Source organism: Ruegeria sp. CDSB029, assembly GCF_059611125.1.
Genome location: NZ_JBXWOX010000018.1, coordinates 48099 through 62521 on the forward strand (window position 1 = coordinate 48099; position 14423 = coordinate 62521).

At 57.7% G+C, this 14423-nt stretch carries 14 protein-coding genes; 9 read left to right on the forward strand and 5 right to left on the reverse strand.

Going from position 1 to position 14423, the window contains the following annotated elements; genetic code table 11:
- Nucleotides 1–59 precede the first annotated feature (59 nt).
- From AC2FI8_RS18495 to AC2FI8_RS18535, 9 genes are all read left to right on the forward strand, one after another.
- The gene (locus AC2FI8_RS18495) at nucleotides 60–1592 is read left to right on the forward strand and encodes a putative bifunctional diguanylate cyclase/phosphodiesterase (protein ID WP_496780517.1); all 1533 of its coding nucleotides are present in this window, start codon (nucleotides 60–62) and stop codon (nucleotides 1590–1592) included.
- 123 nt (nucleotides 1593–1715) lie between these two features.
- Nucleotides 1716–3545, forward strand: a complete 1830-nt coding sequence (gene yidC, locus AC2FI8_RS18500; protein WP_496780518.1) for a membrane protein insertase YidC — start codon at nucleotides 1716–1718, stop codon at nucleotides 3543–3545.
- Entirely contained in the window at nucleotides 3542–4279 is a 738-nt protein-coding gene (locus AC2FI8_RS18505; RefSeq protein WP_496780519.1) for an MOSC domain-containing protein, read from the forward strand. Before yidC ends, AC2FI8_RS18505 begins: the two co-directional genes overlap by 4 nt.
- Nucleotides 4276–4929, forward strand: coding sequence for a ribosome biogenesis GTP-binding protein YihA/YsxC (gene yihA / locus AC2FI8_RS18510; RefSeq protein WP_496780520.1), 654 nt, complete (start codon nucleotides 4276–4278; stop codon nucleotides 4927–4929). Before AC2FI8_RS18505 ends, yihA begins: the two co-directional genes overlap by 4 nt.
- Nucleotides 4926–5294 (forward strand): DUF2946 domain-containing protein, encoded by a 369-nt coding sequence (locus AC2FI8_RS18515; RefSeq protein ID WP_496780521.1) that lies wholly within the window; start codon nucleotides 4926–4928, stop codon nucleotides 5292–5294. Before yihA ends, AC2FI8_RS18515 begins: the two co-directional genes overlap by 4 nt.
- A gap of 67 nt (nucleotides 5295–5361) precedes the next feature.
- Entirely contained in the window at nucleotides 5362–6765 is a 1404-nt protein-coding gene (locus AC2FI8_RS18520) for a PepSY-associated TM helix domain-containing protein (RefSeq protein WP_496780522.1), read from the forward strand.
- Between the two features lie 105 nt (nucleotides 6766–6870).
- Nucleotides 6871–7734, forward strand: a complete 864-nt coding sequence (gene argB / locus AC2FI8_RS18525) for an acetylglutamate kinase (protein ID WP_496770148.1) — start codon at nucleotides 6871–6873, stop codon at nucleotides 7732–7734.
- Nucleotides 7735–7752: 18 nt separating this feature from the next.
- The gene (locus tag AC2FI8_RS18530) at nucleotides 7753–8436 is read left to right on the forward strand and encodes a ferredoxin (protein ID WP_496770151.1); all 684 of its coding nucleotides are present in this window, start codon (nucleotides 7753–7755) and stop codon (nucleotides 8434–8436) included.
- Complete coding sequence (locus tag AC2FI8_RS18535) at nucleotides 8436–8933, forward strand: SixA phosphatase family protein (protein ID WP_496725278.1); 498 nt, start codon at nucleotides 8436–8438, stop codon at nucleotides 8931–8933. Before AC2FI8_RS18530 ends, AC2FI8_RS18535 begins: the two co-directional genes overlap by 1 nt.
- A 48-nt stretch (nucleotides 8934–8981) precedes the next feature.
- Here AC2FI8_RS18535 and AC2FI8_RS18540 read toward each other — a convergent pair whose 3' ends face one another.
- From AC2FI8_RS18540 to AC2FI8_RS18560, 5 genes are all read right to left on the reverse strand, one after another.
- Nucleotides 8982–9773, reverse strand: coding sequence for an amino acid ABC transporter ATP-binding protein (locus AC2FI8_RS18540; RefSeq protein WP_058272392.1), 792 nt, complete (start codon nucleotides 9771–9773; stop codon nucleotides 8982–8984).
- A gap of 12 nt (nucleotides 9774–9785) precedes the next feature.
- The gene (locus AC2FI8_RS18545; protein WP_496780523.1) at nucleotides 9786–11090 is read right to left on the reverse strand and encodes an amino acid ABC transporter permease; all 1305 of its coding nucleotides are present in this window, start codon (nucleotides 11088–11090) and stop codon (nucleotides 9786–9788) included.
- 1 nt (nucleotide 11091) lies between these two features.
- Nucleotides 11092–12360, reverse strand: coding sequence for an amino acid ABC transporter permease (locus AC2FI8_RS18550; protein ID WP_496780524.1), 1269 nt, complete (start codon nucleotides 12358–12360; stop codon nucleotides 11092–11094).
- Nucleotides 12361–12486: 126 nt separating this feature from the next.
- Complete coding sequence (locus tag AC2FI8_RS18555) at nucleotides 12487–13503, reverse strand: amino acid ABC transporter substrate-binding protein (RefSeq protein ID WP_496780525.1); 1017 nt, start codon at nucleotides 13501–13503, stop codon at nucleotides 12487–12489.
- Between the two features lie 208 nt (nucleotides 13504–13711).
- The gene (locus AC2FI8_RS18560; protein ID WP_496780526.1) at nucleotides 13712–14419 is read right to left on the reverse strand and encodes an ATP12 family chaperone protein; all 708 of its coding nucleotides are present in this window, start codon (nucleotides 14417–14419) and stop codon (nucleotides 13712–13714) included.
- Nucleotides 14420–14423: the final 4 nt, after the last annotated feature.

Below are 14423 nucleotides of genomic sequence, written 5' to 3' on the forward strand. Positions count from 1 at the left end.
ATTGGTTTCCTAGGGTCGACCTGAGCGTTTCAAACGCAAGGTAGAGGCCCGAAGATCCGATGTGGAAACATATCTCAGTCTGCAGAATTTTTGACTCTCTTGCCATGGTGCTAAGCGGCCCGCCCGCCTTAGCCTTCGCGCCTGCGATCAGTCTGGCCGCGTATTGGATTGGTGGAGAGCAGGCATTGGTTGTCGTGGCACTTGCCCTGCCGCTTGTGTTTGCCGCGGTTTCAACCGCGCACAAGGCCAGCAACCGGGAAAAAGACGATAACGGTCTCATGTCTCTCGACAGGTTTGCCGCCGAGATGGAATTGCTGTTCGCGGAAAACCAACGCACTGGTCACGAAGCTGCCTGCATGGTTGTCGAATTGGACGGCTTTTCTGAGTGTCTTGATCTGCACGGCAATGCGGCAGGAAACCTGATGGCGGAGCAGTTCCGCGACCGCGTTCTCTCTGTCATCCGCTCACATGACATTGCCGCAGGTCTGGACCAGGGCAAGATTGCAATCGGCCTGCGCGCCGCACAGAATTTGGATCTGGAGGCTTGCATTCAGATGTCCGGGCGCATTCAGGCCGCCGTTGATGAGCCGATCATGCTGAATGGGACCAGCGTTTACATGTCATGCTCTATCGGGTTTTGCCTGCAATCCACGGTGCCCGAAATCACCTTTGCCGAGTGGATCGATGCCGCCAACGCGGCCTTGGCCGAAGCGCAAAGAAACGGTCCTGCAACCATCCGCGCCTTTTCATCTGAAACGCAGCGGCGGGCACGCGTGCGTGCCAACCTGCGCAACGAGTTTATTGCGGCCTTGGATAGTGGTGAAATCCGCCCATGGTTTCAGCCGCAGATTTCCACCGACACCGGCCACGTTACCGGGTTCGAGGCGCTTGCCCGTTGGGAACACCCACAGAAAGGCGTGCTGGGACCGCCGGTTTTCCTGCCTTTTGCAGAACAAGCCGATCTGATGGAACGCTTGGGTCAGGTGATGCGCCATCACGCTTTCGCCGCCATGCGCCAGTGGAACCTTGCCGGTGTCGTCGTGCCCCGGATTGGCGTGAATTTCTCATCAGAAGAGCTGCGCGATCCGGCGTTGATCGACCGTCTGAAATGGGAGCTGGATCAAAATGACTTGACGCCCGACAGATTGACCGTCGAGATTCTTGAAACAGTGTTTTCCAGGCGGCCCGATGACGTTATCACCCGCAACGTAATAAGCATGTCCAAGCTCGGCTGCTGCATTGACCTCGATGATTTCGGCACCGGCCACGCCTCCATAGCGTCGATCAAGCGCTTTGACGTCTCACGCATTAAAATCGATCGGTCCTTCGTGGCAAAGGCGGATCGGGACGCAAGCCAGCAGCAGTTGGTCAGCGCGATTTTGACCATGGCGGAGCGACTGAATGTCGAAACCCTGGCCGAGGGGGTCGAAACACAAGGCGAGCATGCCTTGATGGCGCAACTGGGCTGCGACCACGTGCAGGGGTTTGGAATTGGCAAGCCCATGCCCTTTGAAAAGACGTTGGACTGGATGGCCGCACATCAAAACAAACTCAACGGAATGCCAAAAATCGGGCGTCAGGCACGTCCTTAGGCGCGAATTAACGCCACAGAACCCCAATCGGTGATGGATTACAGGGCGATTCCGCTTGACCTTTGGGCCCGCACTCTGTTGAACCCAGCGGGTGTCTTTCACTGCTTAAGGTGGCTGTCCCCGATGGACGATCAGAACAAGAACCTCATCCTCGCAACCGCGCTCAGCTTTCTCGTGATCCTGGTTTGGTTCGTGCTGTTTCCACCGCCCGAGCCGACGACCGCACCGGAATCTGCCGAGATCAGCGCAACTGATGGTACAGACGTTCAGACCCCAAGCGCTGCTGGCACCAACACAGTTGGTGAGGCAACCGCAGACGCCACCGAGATTGAGCCCGATGCCCAAGCACCTCGGGTCGAGATTGAAACACCGCGCCTGAAAGGCAGCCTGTCCCTGTCCGGCGGTCGTATCGATGAGCTGTTCCTGAAAGATTACAAAGTTTCGATCGAAGAAGGCGCACCCATTGTTGAGCTGCTGTCGCCCGTTGGTTCGGAATCGGCTTACTATGCCTTGTACGGATGGGCACCGGGCGCAGGCGTTGCCGGTGCTGATGTCCCCGGCCCTAATACGCTGTGGACCGTCGAAGACGGCGAAACCCTGGGGGTCGATACTCCGGTCACTCTGAAATGGGACAACGGCAAGGGCTTGACCTTCCGTCGCAACATTGCAGTGGACCAGGACTATATGTTCACCGTCACCCAGTCGGTTGAAAACAACACCCAGGCCGAGGTCGGCATGGCCCCATACGGCATCCTGGCCCGTCACGGCATGGGCGAAGACGGCGACCTGCCCGATCTGAAGAACTTCTTCATCCTGCATGAAGGCGTTATGGTCATGGCTGACGGCGTTCTGGACGAGATCGACTATGGCGATGTGCGCGACTTTGACATTGACCCGAATGAACGTGCGCAGGCCGAAGTTTTCCAGATCAAGGAAGGCGGCTGGGTCGGCTTTACCGATCACTATTGGATGACCACTCTGATCCCTGCAGAGGGATCTGCTTTCAAGGCTGCAGCAAAATACGACGCGCGCCGCAAGATCTATCAGACCGAAACGGTTCTGCCGACGCTGACTGTTGCGCCCGGAGCAACTGAAGAAGTCACTACCCAACTGTTCGCTGGTGCCAAAGAATGGGAAACCATCCGCGAGTATCAGGCTGACGGTGTACAGAAGTTCGTCGACAGCATCGACTGGGGTTGGTTCTATTTCCTGACAAAACCGATCTTCTGGCTTCTGCACAACATCAACGCCCTGATCGGCAACATGGGTTGGTCGATCATTGGCCTGACGCTGATCATCAAGGCGATCCTGTTCCCGCTGGCGTACAAATCCTATGTCTCGATGGCGAAGATGAAAGAGCTTCAGCCGCAAATGGAGGCCATGAAAGAAGCCGCAGGCGACGATCGCCAAAAGATGCAGCAGGGCATGATGGAGTTATACAAGAAGGAAAAGGTAAACCCCGCCGCGGGCTGTTTGCCGATCCTGATGCAGATCCCGATCTTCTTCTCGCTGTATAAGGTGATCTTCGTTACTATCGAACTGCGTCAGGCCCCCTGGTTTGGCCCGTTCCAGGACCTCAGCGCACCTGATCCGACTTCGATTATGAACCTGTTTGGTTTGCTGCCCTTTGCCGGCCCGCAACCAGATACCTTCATGGCACTGATCTTCATCGGTATCCTGCCTTTGCTGTTAGGGATCTCGATGTGGTTGCAGCAAAAGCTGAACCCGGCACCAACTGACCCGACTCAGGCGATGATCTTTGCCTGGATGCCCTGGGTGTTCATGTTCATGTTGGGCAGCTTTGCAAGCGGGCTGGTCGTTTACTGGATCGCGAACAACACGATCACGTTCACGCAGCAATACCTGATCATGCGCAGTCAGGGTTATAAGCCTGACGTGTTCGGCAACATCAAATCCGGCTTCAAGCGGACGCCCAAAACGGACGACAAATGAATGCTGAGGTAACCCATATCTGGCGGCATCCGATCAAAAGTCATGGTCGCGAAGCCCTCCAGACCGTTTCAATGACCCCCGGGCAGACCATGCCCGGGGATCGCGTTTGGGCGGTCGCGCATGAGGCGTCGAAGGCGGATGGTTCTCAATGGGTGCCTTGCGCCAATTTCAGTCGCGGGGCGAAAGCACCGCAACTGATGGCTATCTCGGCCCGGCTGAACGGCGACACGATAACTCTGACACATCCGGATCGTCCGGATCTGACCTTTGATCCGGACCGGGAACAGCAGGTCTTTTTGGACTGGGTCCGGCCGTTGATGCCTGGGGATCGGGCGGCGTCAGCCCGGATCATCCGAGTGCCGGGTCGCGGCATGACTGATAGCGATTACCCTTCGATCAGTCTGTGCAACATGGCATCGCACCGCGCCGTCGGGCAAAAGCTTGGCAGCGATTTGTCGATCCAGCGCTGGCGTGGCAACATCTGGTTCGATGGCCTGCCCCTGTGGGAAGAATTCGACTGGCTGGGTCGCGAGGTACAGATTGGTGAGGCCGTGTTCCAAATAAAGGAACGCATCCGCCGCTGTTTGGCGACAACGGCAAATCCCGAAACCGGCGTGCGCGATGCGGATACGCTGGGCACATTGAAAAGCTGGGGCCATCAGGATTTCGGCGTTTATGCCGAGGTTGTCCGAGGCGGCGCAATTTCAGTTGGCGATAAGGTTCATCCGTTATGAGCACCCTACCCTTCCCACTGGTCGAAGACCCGGACAAGTTCGCGCTGGAACGTGGTCGAAAATTGTTCGCGGGACAATCCGAGTTTGTCAAAGGCGTGGTCGCCATGAACGGCCTGCCTGCACCGGACCGGCTTGAGGTCTGCTTTGCCGGACGTTCAAACGTAGGAAAGTCCAGCCTGATCAATGCGCTGACCGGCACCAAGAGTCTGGCACGCGCGTCCAACACTCCGGGCCGCACGCAAGAGATCAACTTTTTCACCCAAGGACCCGAGCTCTATCTGGTTGACCTGCCCGGATACGGCTACGCCAACGCCCCGGTGAAGGTCGTTGAAAAATGGCAGCGGCTGTTGAAACAGTATCTAAGCGGCCGCCAGACTCTGCGCCGGGCCTTTGTCCTGATTGACTCGCGCCATGGGGTGAAGGCGGTCGACGCCGAAATCATGAAGCTGCTGGATTCCAGCGCTGTTACTTTTCAATGCGTGATGACCAAGGCGGACAAGGTTAAGGCCAATGACCGGCAGAAGGTATTGGATCAGGTACGCGGCGCATTGTCCAAGCACCCGGCGGCATATCCGGAAATCGTGCTGACGTCGTCCGAAAAGGGTGACGGTATTCCAACCCTTCGTTCGATCATCGCACATCTGGAATGATCCGGATCGGCCGCATTTTCCCAATCCTTACGTTGCTGGTAGTTGTGCTGACCGGCATGATCCCGCAGGGCTGGATGCCCGCAATGGGCAGTGATGGGAAAGTCCTGCTGGTGATCTGCACCGGTGAAGGAACGGTCGAACAATGGGTTGACCTGAACCCCGGCGATCCTGTGCACGACGACACGGATTCACGCGCAATGTGCCCGTTCGCAGGTCTGACGGCGGATACACACCTGCCGTCAGTCGGCGAGATCGTCCCTTTTGCGGCGAAAATCCAGCCACGCTGGATCCATCGTGATTTCACCCATCGCAGTGCCGGGTTCTACGCCCGCTATGATGCGCGGGGGCCACCCTTCTTTTCCTGATTCACCTCAACACTTTTTAACCCGTGCGCGCGCTGCGCGGGGCAGTAATCGAATCCGGAGAACAAAAATGGCACTGGACAGCCAAAACCTGGGGGACACCCCGGCGCAGAACACTGCTGCGCAAAAATTCTATTTCGCCGCCTGGCGGTGGCACTTTTATGCCGGGATCTTCGTCATCCCGTTCCTGATCGTTCTGGCAGTAACCGGACTAATGATGATGTTCATCACCCAGTTCGACGGTCGCGACGGCGAAAAAATCGCTGTGGACGTCCACGGGCAAGCGCTACCGGCCTCACAACAGGCCCTTATCGCGCTTGATGAGGTGCCCGGCACGGTCGTCGAATGGATCGGCCCAAAAGCCGATAATTTGGCCACTGTGTTTCGCATCAAAACCGACGAGGATCAGCGTCTTGTCGCCGTCGATCCTTATGCCGGAGAGGTTCTGCAGGTCTGGGATCGCCGCGCCGGATGGTATGATCTGGCCGACAACATTCACTCGACCCTTCTGATTGGCACGACCAGAGACCGCATTATTGAAATCGCAGCGGGGCTGAGCCTGCTTTTGGTCTTTACCGGCCTTTACATGAGGTGGCCGCGTGGAAACACCTTATCTGCCTTTGCCCCCAATCTGCGCGCACGCGGCCGCGCGTTGTGGCGGTCGCTGCACGCTGTGATTGGGTTCTGGATGTCCGGGCTGTTGGTGATCTTCCTGATCTCGGGCCTCTCCTGGGCGGGCGTCTGGGGCGGCATGATCGTCCAACCCTGGAGCAGCTTTCCGGCCGAGAAATGGGATAATGTCCCCCTGTCCGATGACATCCACGCCAGCATGAACCACGGCCACCAGAATGACGTCCCATGGGCGTTGGAACAAACGCCCATGCCCGCCTCTGGGTCCGAGGCCAGGACCGGCGGCGTCCCACAAGGCACACAGGTCGGTATCGACGCGCTTGTGGCCCTTGGCACCGCTTTGGACATGACCGGACGCTTTCGTGTGGCCTATCCAGGCGGCGAGGATGGTGTCTGGACCCTGAACCGCGACAGCATGAGCAGCGACTCGGCCGATCCGGTGAACGACCGCACTGTCCACGTGGATCAATTTACCGGCAAGATTCTGGCGGATGTCCGGTATGAGGATTACTCGTTGATGGGAAAATCCATGGCTATTGGGATCCCGTTTCACATGGGTCTGATGGGCATGTGGAACTTTGTCCTGAACCTGGTGTTCTGCCTGTCGGTCATCTTTGTCTGCGTCTCAGGCGTTGTAATGTGGATAAAACGCCGGCCTCAGCGGGCCGGGCGTCTGGCTGCACCGCCAATGCCTGCAGAGCTGCCATTGTGGAAAGGGGCCATCCTGATCGGCTTGTTCACCGCGATGGCCTTCCCTCTAGTGGGCCTGACCTTGCTGACCGTACTGGCCGTCGATTTGCTGCTGATCAGCAACATCCCGGCGATGAAACGCGCGATAAGCTGACACACAGACAGCCGCATCCGGGCAACCGGCGCGGCCCTATGCGCGATCCGGTCTTGGCAGAACTGCGCAAAGGCCCTAACACGGGTTCCCAGAGGGACTGCAGCCATGAAGACAAGAGACATGAACCGGGACTGGATCGCCACCGCCGCAACGCTGAACAGCGCACTGCCATACCTGCAACGCTACGACGGCGCTATTGTCGTCATTAAACTTGGCGGCCACGCCATGGGCAGTGACGAAGCCATGGAAAGCTTCGCACGCGATGTCGTCCTGATGCGTCAGGTCGGGGTGAACCCGGTTGTCGTGCACGGCGGCGGTCCAATGATCAACGCGATGCTGGATAAGCTGGATATCCAGTCCGATTTCGTGAACGGCAAGCGTGTCACCGACAAAGCAACCGTTGAAGTGGTTGAGATGGTGCTGTCCGGCCTCGTGAACAAGCGCATCGTGCAGGCGATCAATGGCCAGGGCGGCTCGGCCGTGGGCCTGTCGGGCAAGGATGCGCAGTTGATGACTTGTGATCAGACTGATGAATCCCTGGGTTTTGTCGGAAGCCCGGCAGAGATGAACCCGAAAATCCTGCATGACCTGTTTGCCCATGATGTAATTCCTGTCATCGCCCCGCTGGGTGCGGGCCGGAACGGGGAAACCTTCAACGTCAATGGGGATACTGCCGCTGGTGCTATTGCATCCGCGCTAAAGGCCGATCGACTGCTACTGTTGACCGATGTCTCGGGTGTTAAGAATGCCGCCGGGGACGTCGTGACCGAACTGAAGGCGGGTCAAATCCGAGAGATGACGCTGGACGGCACCATTGCGGGCGGCATGATACCCAAGACCGAGACGGCTCTGGACGCGCTGCACAGCGGGGTCCGTGCCGTAGTTATCCTTGACGGACGCGCGCCGAATGCCGTCTTGCTTGAACTTTATACGGAACACGGCGCCGGGTCGCTGATCCGACCGGATTGAGCCTTTGGCGGAGGAGACATGACCGAACGCCATCCCCCCTCCTCTGACCCGGCAGCGCTTAGCTATGCTGATATCGAAAAGGCTGCACAGGACGTTGGCCTGATCATCATGGGCGCGCTGCACCCTCGCGTTGCAGACGCCAAGCAGTTGGAAGGCGGCACGCTGATCCTGTTGGGTGCAGGGGGGGCTTTCTGGCCCGCCCTGAAGTCCTCGCCTGAATGGCAAGGTAATGACCCGGTTGACCGCTGGTCGCTGCGTGTGGTGGGGCAGATGGCACAGGACTTGTCCGCCACAGCCCATTTTCCGTTTGGCGGCCCGCCCTACACGCCCTTTATCGACTGGGCATTGAAATCGGGACGCACGTTCAGCAGCCCGGTGGGCGCTTTGGTGCACGATGAGGTCGGCATGATGATCTCATTCCGGGGCGCGCTGCATTTCACCAACGAATTTCCCATACCCGCACCACCTGACGCGTCCCCCTGCACCACCTGCGCCGCCCCCTGCGCCCAGACATGTCCCGTGGGCGCTTTGAACAGTCGGGACTTTTATGATGTGTCGACCTGCCATGGACACCTGTCCACTCCTGAAGGGCAAACCTGCATGACCGGCGGTTGTCTTGTGCGGCTATCCTGTCCTCTCAGCTCGGGTGCCGCGCGTGATCCCGAACAATCCGCGCATCACATGAGTGCCTTTCACCCATAATGACACGCACACTGATCCTGACACGCCACGCGAAATCCAGTTGGGACAGCCCGGCCCTTGAAGATCATGATCGCCCGCTGAACAAGCGCGGGCGCAGGTCGGCCCCGGCGATTGCGACGTGGCTGCGTGAAAACGACTGGTTGCCGGATGAAGTTCTCAGCTCAAGCTCGGCCAGAACCCGCGAGACGTGGGAAAGGATGGGCCTGAAGGCAGATAGCGTTTGCTTTCACCGAACGCTTTACCATGCGGACCCCGCAGATATGCTGCTTGAATTATCGGACGCGACGAAACAGACCGTTTTGATGCTGGGCCACAATCCCGGCATTGCCGGTTTTGCAAACCAAATCGTTAAGCACCCGCCGGATCACGCCCGGTTCTACGACTACCCGACCTGTGCAACGACTGTGATCCGCTTTGACATCGGGGATTGGTCCGACGTCCGGTGGCACAGCGGCGATGTGCAGGGGTTTGTTATTCCACGCGAGTTGCTGGAATAGAAAAAGGCGAGGCCAAAGCCCCGCCTTTTCCTGAATTGGTAACCGGGTTCAGTGACCCAGAATCTGGCTGAGGAACAGCTTGGTCCGCTCGCTCTGCGGGTTGTTGAAGAACTCTTCCGGTTCGTTCTGCTCCACGATCTGACCGGCATCCATAAAGATCACTCGGTTGGCAACCTGACGGGCAAAGCCCATCTCGTGCGTGACGCACAGCATGGTCATGCCTTCCTCGGCCAGCTCGATCATGGTGTCGAGCACCTCTTTGATCATCTCGGGGTCCAGCGCCGATGTCGGTTCATCGAACAACATGATCCGCGGCATCATGCAGAGCGAGCGGGCAATCGCCACACGTTGCTGCTGACCACCCGAAAGCTGACCGGGATACTTATCCGCCTGCTCGGGGATTTTCACCTTCTCCAGGAAGTGCATCGCGCGCTCTTCCGCCTCTTTCTTGGGCGTCTTGCGCACCCAGATCGGGGCCAGCGTGCAGTTCTCCAGAATGGTCAGATGCGGGAACAGGTTGAAGTGCTGGAACACCATGCCAACCTCGGACCGGATCTTGTCGATGTTCTTGAGGTCATTCGACAGCTCGGTCCCATCCACCATGATCGTGCCCTGCTGGTGTTCCTCCAGCGCGTTCAAGCAACGGATCAGTGTGGACTTTCCGGAACCGGAAGGCCCCGCGATCACGATCCGCTCGCCCTGATTGACGGTCAGATTGATGTCGCGCAGCACGTGGAAAGATCCGTACCACTTGTTCATGTTGTTGATTTCGATGGCGACCTCGTCGCTCACCTGCATCTTCGAGCGATCGATTTGACGGTCAATTGCAAGTTCAGACATATGTTGAACTCCTTAATGGTGGCCAGTCTGAAGCTTGCGCTCCAGATACATGGAGTAACGGGACATGGAGAAGCAGACGACGAAGAACAGCGCAGCGATAAACGCGAACAGTTCCCAGTAGATGCCGTTCCAGGCGGTGTCGGCGCGGATGGCAGATGCCAGTCCGATCACGTCGAACAATCCGATGATCGACACCAGTGTCGTATCTTTGAAGATCCCGATGAATGTGCTCACGATGCCCGGAATTGAGATTTTCAGGGCTTGCGGCATGATGATCAGTCGCTGTGCTTGCCAGTAGTTCAGGCCGAGACTGTCGGCACCTTCATACTGACCGCGTGGCAGGGCAGCCAAACCACCCCGGATCACCTCGGCCATATAGGCGGCTGAGAACAGGGTCATCATGATCATCACCCGCAGGATGATGTCAAAGTTTGTGCCCGGCGGCAGGAACAGGTTCAGCAGCAGCGAGGCCACGAACAGCAGCGTGATCAGCGGCACACCGCGGATGAACTCGATAAAGCCCACGCACAGGTACTTGACGATCATCAGGTCGGACTGACGGCCCAGCGCCAGTACAATTCCGATCGGCAACGAGACACCAATGGCCACGACACCCAGCAAGATCGCCAGCATGAAGCCACCGAACTGACGGCTTTGTACGGCTTCGATACCGATTGGCAGGATCGAGTCCAGCGCACCGACGAAATAGCTGGACAAAACCAGCCACCAGATAACCGACGCTGCGACACCCGCAATCATGCCAAACAGACCGCTCAGTTGTTTGCTGACAAGGGTGTAAACACCCCAACCGACAACAAACCCCAACGCTGCCGCGATCGGTCCCCAAATGGTGCCGCCCCACATCAGGAATGGCATCAGGAACGGATAGATCGCCGTGACGATCAGCATCTTGGACGGCACACGATCCGAGTACAGAACCGGGGCCAATGCGACCAACAGCAGGATCAGCGATACAATCGGACGCCAGTACAGGTGGCTCGGGTAGAACCCGAACAGCAACTGCAGCCAACGGTCATTGATCACCGCCCAGCAGGCATGGCCATGGGTTGAACCCCAGGTGTCAATCATAATCTCGCGGCATTCGTTCAGCGAGTTGGCGTTCCAGACGGACTGAAAGATCCATGGCAGAACGCCCGACAACACGTACCAGATCGCGTAAAGCGAAACCAACGTCAGGATCGCGTTCAACCAACTGGAGAACAGGTTGTGCCTGATCCACCCGATTGCTCCAACTTCGGACGCTGGCGGGGCTTGTTCCGGCAACATTTCCGTGCGGACAAATGAAACATCACTCATATTACCGCTCCACCAGTTTGACACGGTTATTGTACCAGTTCATCACCGCCGAAATGCTCAGCGAGATGCACAGATAGACCAGCATCAGCAGCAGAACGCATTCCAGCTCGCGGCCGGTCTGGTTCATTGTGATGCCACCCAGGGTCCCCGTGATGTCCATGTATCCGACCGCGATCGCCAGCGACGAGTTCTTGGTCAGGTTTAGATAGTTCGAGATCATCGGCGGGATGATCACCCGCAGCGCCTGAGGCAGGATAACCAGCCGCATGGTGCGACCCGGGCGCAAGCCCAGCGCAGACGCGGCTTCGGTCTGACCCTTGGATATAGCCAGAATGCCGGCGCGTACGATCTCGGCGATGAAGGCCGCCGTGTACAGCGACAAAGCCAGCCATAGCGCGATCAGAGAGTTGCGCATATGCGTGCCGCCTCTGAAATTGAATCCTTTCAATTCCGGGTATCCAAGGTGTAAGCCCAGTGCAGTCATCAGGATGATCATCGGGACGAACAGAATGCCCAGCTGGATATGCCAGATCTTAGGACGGTCGCCTGTTGATTCCTGTTTGGCGGCGGCCCAGGCGGACACTTTGCGCATGGTAAAGATGCTGCCACCCAGAACGATCAGAAACGCGACCAGATCCAGCGAAATATCAAACCGAAGGCTTGATGTTCCAAACAAGTGGATGTCGCCCAAACTACGCGAGAACAGGAACTCAGGGATATACACACCCCGATTGGTAACGGCGACGGTGTTGAACAGATCCATCGTTGCCGTGGGGTTATCACCTCGGAACGCATTAGGTGCGGGCAAGCCTTCGATCAAAATGGCCATGGCCAGAACGATCCACAGTAGGACAGGCACGTTACGGAAAATCTCGACATAGAAGGTCATGATACGCGCGACCAACCAGTTGTTCGACAGACGCAGCACGCCGACAAAAACGCCGACTATCGTCGCCGTGATACACCCGAGAACCGCAACAACCAGCGTGTTCAGCAAACCGATGAAGGCGGCGCGAAGATGGCTGTCCTGTGAGGTGTATTCCAGCAATCGCTGGTTAATGTCATAACTTGCGGATTCTGCAAAAAAACCGAATTCGACCGGTTTTCCCAACCCTTCAAGGTTTTGAATGGTATTTGAGATGATCCAGGCTGCCAGAAGCATGAAACCAATCAATGCAATGACCTGAATGGTCGCTGATCGGTACCGCGTATCGTAAAGGAGCATGGACAGCCGGAACTGCTCCTTCGGCGGGTCAGTGAGAGTCGTCATGACCTATGTATTTCCCCGTGCATCCCGTTTTTTGCCGGCGAAGTTGATCTTCGCTCAATCCATCCGGGAGTGTTTCTTATTTATGGAAAAAGGGCGCAGGTTGCCCCGCGCCCTTTCCCGTGGATTTTAGCGGAACGGCGGCGAGTACAGCAGACCACCATCGGTCCACTGGGCATTCAGGCCGCGTGCAAGACCAATCGGAGTTTCCTCACCGATGTTCTTGGCAAATACTTCACCATAGTTGCCACCCGCCTTGATCGCGCTTGCTGCCCAATCTGCGTTTAGACCCAGCATCTCGCCCAGAGTACCTTCGGTACCCAGCAGACGGTTCACTTCCGGGTTGTCGGTGCCAGCGCTCAGCTCATCAATGTTCGCCGAAGTCACGCCCAGCTCTTCAGCCGAAACCAGTGCGTTCAGAGTCCAGCGGACAATGTCGCCCCACTCGTGGTCGCCATGACGGACCAGCGGGCCCAGCGGCTCTTTCGAGATGATTTCGGGCAGCAGAACGTGATCACCGGGGTTTTCGAACGTGGCGCGGGTTGCAGCCAGGCCCGATGCGTCGGTGGTGTAAACGTCACATGCGCCAGCCAGATACTGCTGCTGCGCTTCGGCGTTGGTTTCGATCGGAACCGGCTCATAGCTGATGTTGTTGGCACGGAAGAAATCGGCCAGGTTCAGCTCGGTCGTGGTGCCGGTCTGGATGCAGACGGTCGCGCCGTCCAGTTCCTTGGCCGAGGTAACACCCAGTGCTTTCGGAACCATGAAACCCTGACCGTCATAGTAGTTGACGCCAGCAAATTCGAACTTGAGGTCGACATCGCGGCTGAAGGTCCATGTGGTGTTACGTGCCAGCATGTCGATCTCACCCGAAGCCAGCGCAGTAAAGCGCGTCTTACCGGTGGTCGGCACAAACTCGACAGCGCTGGAATCGCCCAGAACGGCTGCGGCAACGGCACGGCAGACAGCAACGTCAAAACCTTGCCATTCGCCATTCGCGTCAGGCAGCGAAAAGCCGGCCAGTCCGGAGGACACGCCACAGTTCAGCTTGCCGCGCGCTTTGACGTCGTCAACGGTGCCCGCTGTCGCTGCCGCAGCAGCCAGACCGGCAACTGTGGCCACGCCCAAAATTACGGATTTTTTCATTTTTACCTCTTCCTGTTTACCCGCCCCTATTCCGGGACGGCTCTGTCCGGCACCTCTGGCACCAGAAAGGTTACTCCAAAGGTGTCTCCCCTTTAGTGGGCATGAGTTTGCTCGCATTCATAAACAAACGTCAAGGGTCGGATCAGGGAAAACGATGAGTCAATTCAGCGATGACCGGATCTGTGTCAAAAATTAATGCCCAATAGGCTCAGATAGAGATTTCAATGAACCGTTTAGCGTGTAGAAACGCAGCTTTTTTGATCTCGGCAACCGCGTGCGCCTCGTCATCGTGGCCCCATTGTTCGGTTTGCCAGGCTTCGTCGAGCCTTGAGATGTCCCAGATTTCGTCCGCCGCGCGCCAGTCCATGGCGGCGGCAAATCCCAGTACCAGTGAGCCGGACAGGCTGACCAGATCGTGAAAGGCGGCGAGCTGGAAGTCGTTGAAATCGTGTACGCGGCCTCGAAGTGTGCTGAGCGCTTCTGCAGACTGTGGCTGATGCAGCACACCAACCACAGGAACCAATCGCGCGACTAGGGTTTCAGCTGCCCAATCCAGGGCCGGGTCCCACTGATCTGCCTGTCGCTGCTGCAACGTTTGCGGGTGTGTCGCCCGGTAACACAACAAATCCGAATCGCCGTAATCGGCCAGCATGTCCGCAACCTCGGCGTGCTGATGACGCACTTTGTCGATGGCCGCATTTGCAGACCGGGTAAACGGCATCAGGGTCGGATCAACCTCTTTTTCCTGCGCGTCCCATTCTGCAGCAACCGCCTCGGCCATTGCCTGCGTCGGCAGGATCAATGCGGCCTTGGCCGGGGTCTTGACCCGGCGACCGTCCAATTCGACGGTGTATCCGTCTTCCGCTTGGACAACCGCGCTTGCGGTCCAAAATCGCTTGGGCTTCCAGTCACTCATGTCT

Excerpts from the sequence above, each read along its gene's own strand:
- AC2FI8_RS18495 (WP_496780517.1), top strand. The coding sequence starts at position 60 with ATGTGGAAACATATCTCAGTCTGCAGAATTTTTGACTCTCTTGCCATG.
- yidC (WP_496780518.1), top strand. The coding sequence starts at position 1,716 with ATGGACGATCAGAACAAGAACCTCATCCTCGCAACCGCGCTCAGCTTT.
- AC2FI8_RS18505 (WP_496780519.1), top strand. The coding sequence starts at position 3,542 with ATGAATGCTGAGGTAACCCATATCTGGCGGCATCCGATCAAAAGTCAT.
- yihA (WP_496780520.1), top strand. The coding sequence starts at position 4,276 with ATGAGCACCCTACCCTTCCCACTGGTCGAAGACCCGGACAAGTTCGCG.
- AC2FI8_RS18515 (WP_496780521.1), top strand. The coding sequence starts at position 4,926 with ATGATCCGGATCGGCCGCATTTTCCCAATCCTTACGTTGCTGGTAGTT.
- AC2FI8_RS18520 (WP_496780522.1), top strand. The coding sequence starts at position 5,362 with ATGGCACTGGACAGCCAAAACCTGGGGGACACCCCGGCGCAGAACACT.
- argB (WP_496770148.1), top strand. The coding sequence starts at position 6,871 with ATGAAGACAAGAGACATGAACCGGGACTGGATCGCCACCGCCGCAACG.
- AC2FI8_RS18530 (WP_496770151.1), top strand. The coding sequence starts at position 7,753 with ATGACCGAACGCCATCCCCCCTCCTCTGACCCGGCAGCGCTTAGCTAT.
- AC2FI8_RS18535 (WP_496725278.1), top strand. The coding sequence starts at position 8,436 with ATGACACGCACACTGATCCTGACACGCCACGCGAAATCCAGTTGGGAC.
- AC2FI8_RS18540 (WP_058272392.1), bottom strand. The coding sequence starts at position 9,773 with ATGTCTGAACTTGCAATTGACCGTCAAATCGATCGCTCGAAGATGCAG.
- AC2FI8_RS18545 (WP_496780523.1), bottom strand. The coding sequence starts at position 11,090 with ATGAGTGATGTTTCATTTGTCCGCACGGAAATGTTGCCGGAACAAGCC.
- AC2FI8_RS18550 (WP_496780524.1), bottom strand. The coding sequence starts at position 12,360 with ATGACGACTCTCACTGACCCGCCGAAGGAGCAGTTCCGGCTGTCCATG.
- AC2FI8_RS18555 (WP_496780525.1), bottom strand. The coding sequence starts at position 13,503 with ATGAAAAAATCCGTAATTTTGGGCGTGGCCACAGTTGCCGGTCTGGCT.
- AC2FI8_RS18560 (WP_496780526.1), bottom strand. The coding sequence starts at position 14,419 with ATGAGTGACTGGAAGCCCAAGCGATTTTGGACCGCAAGCGCGGTTGTC.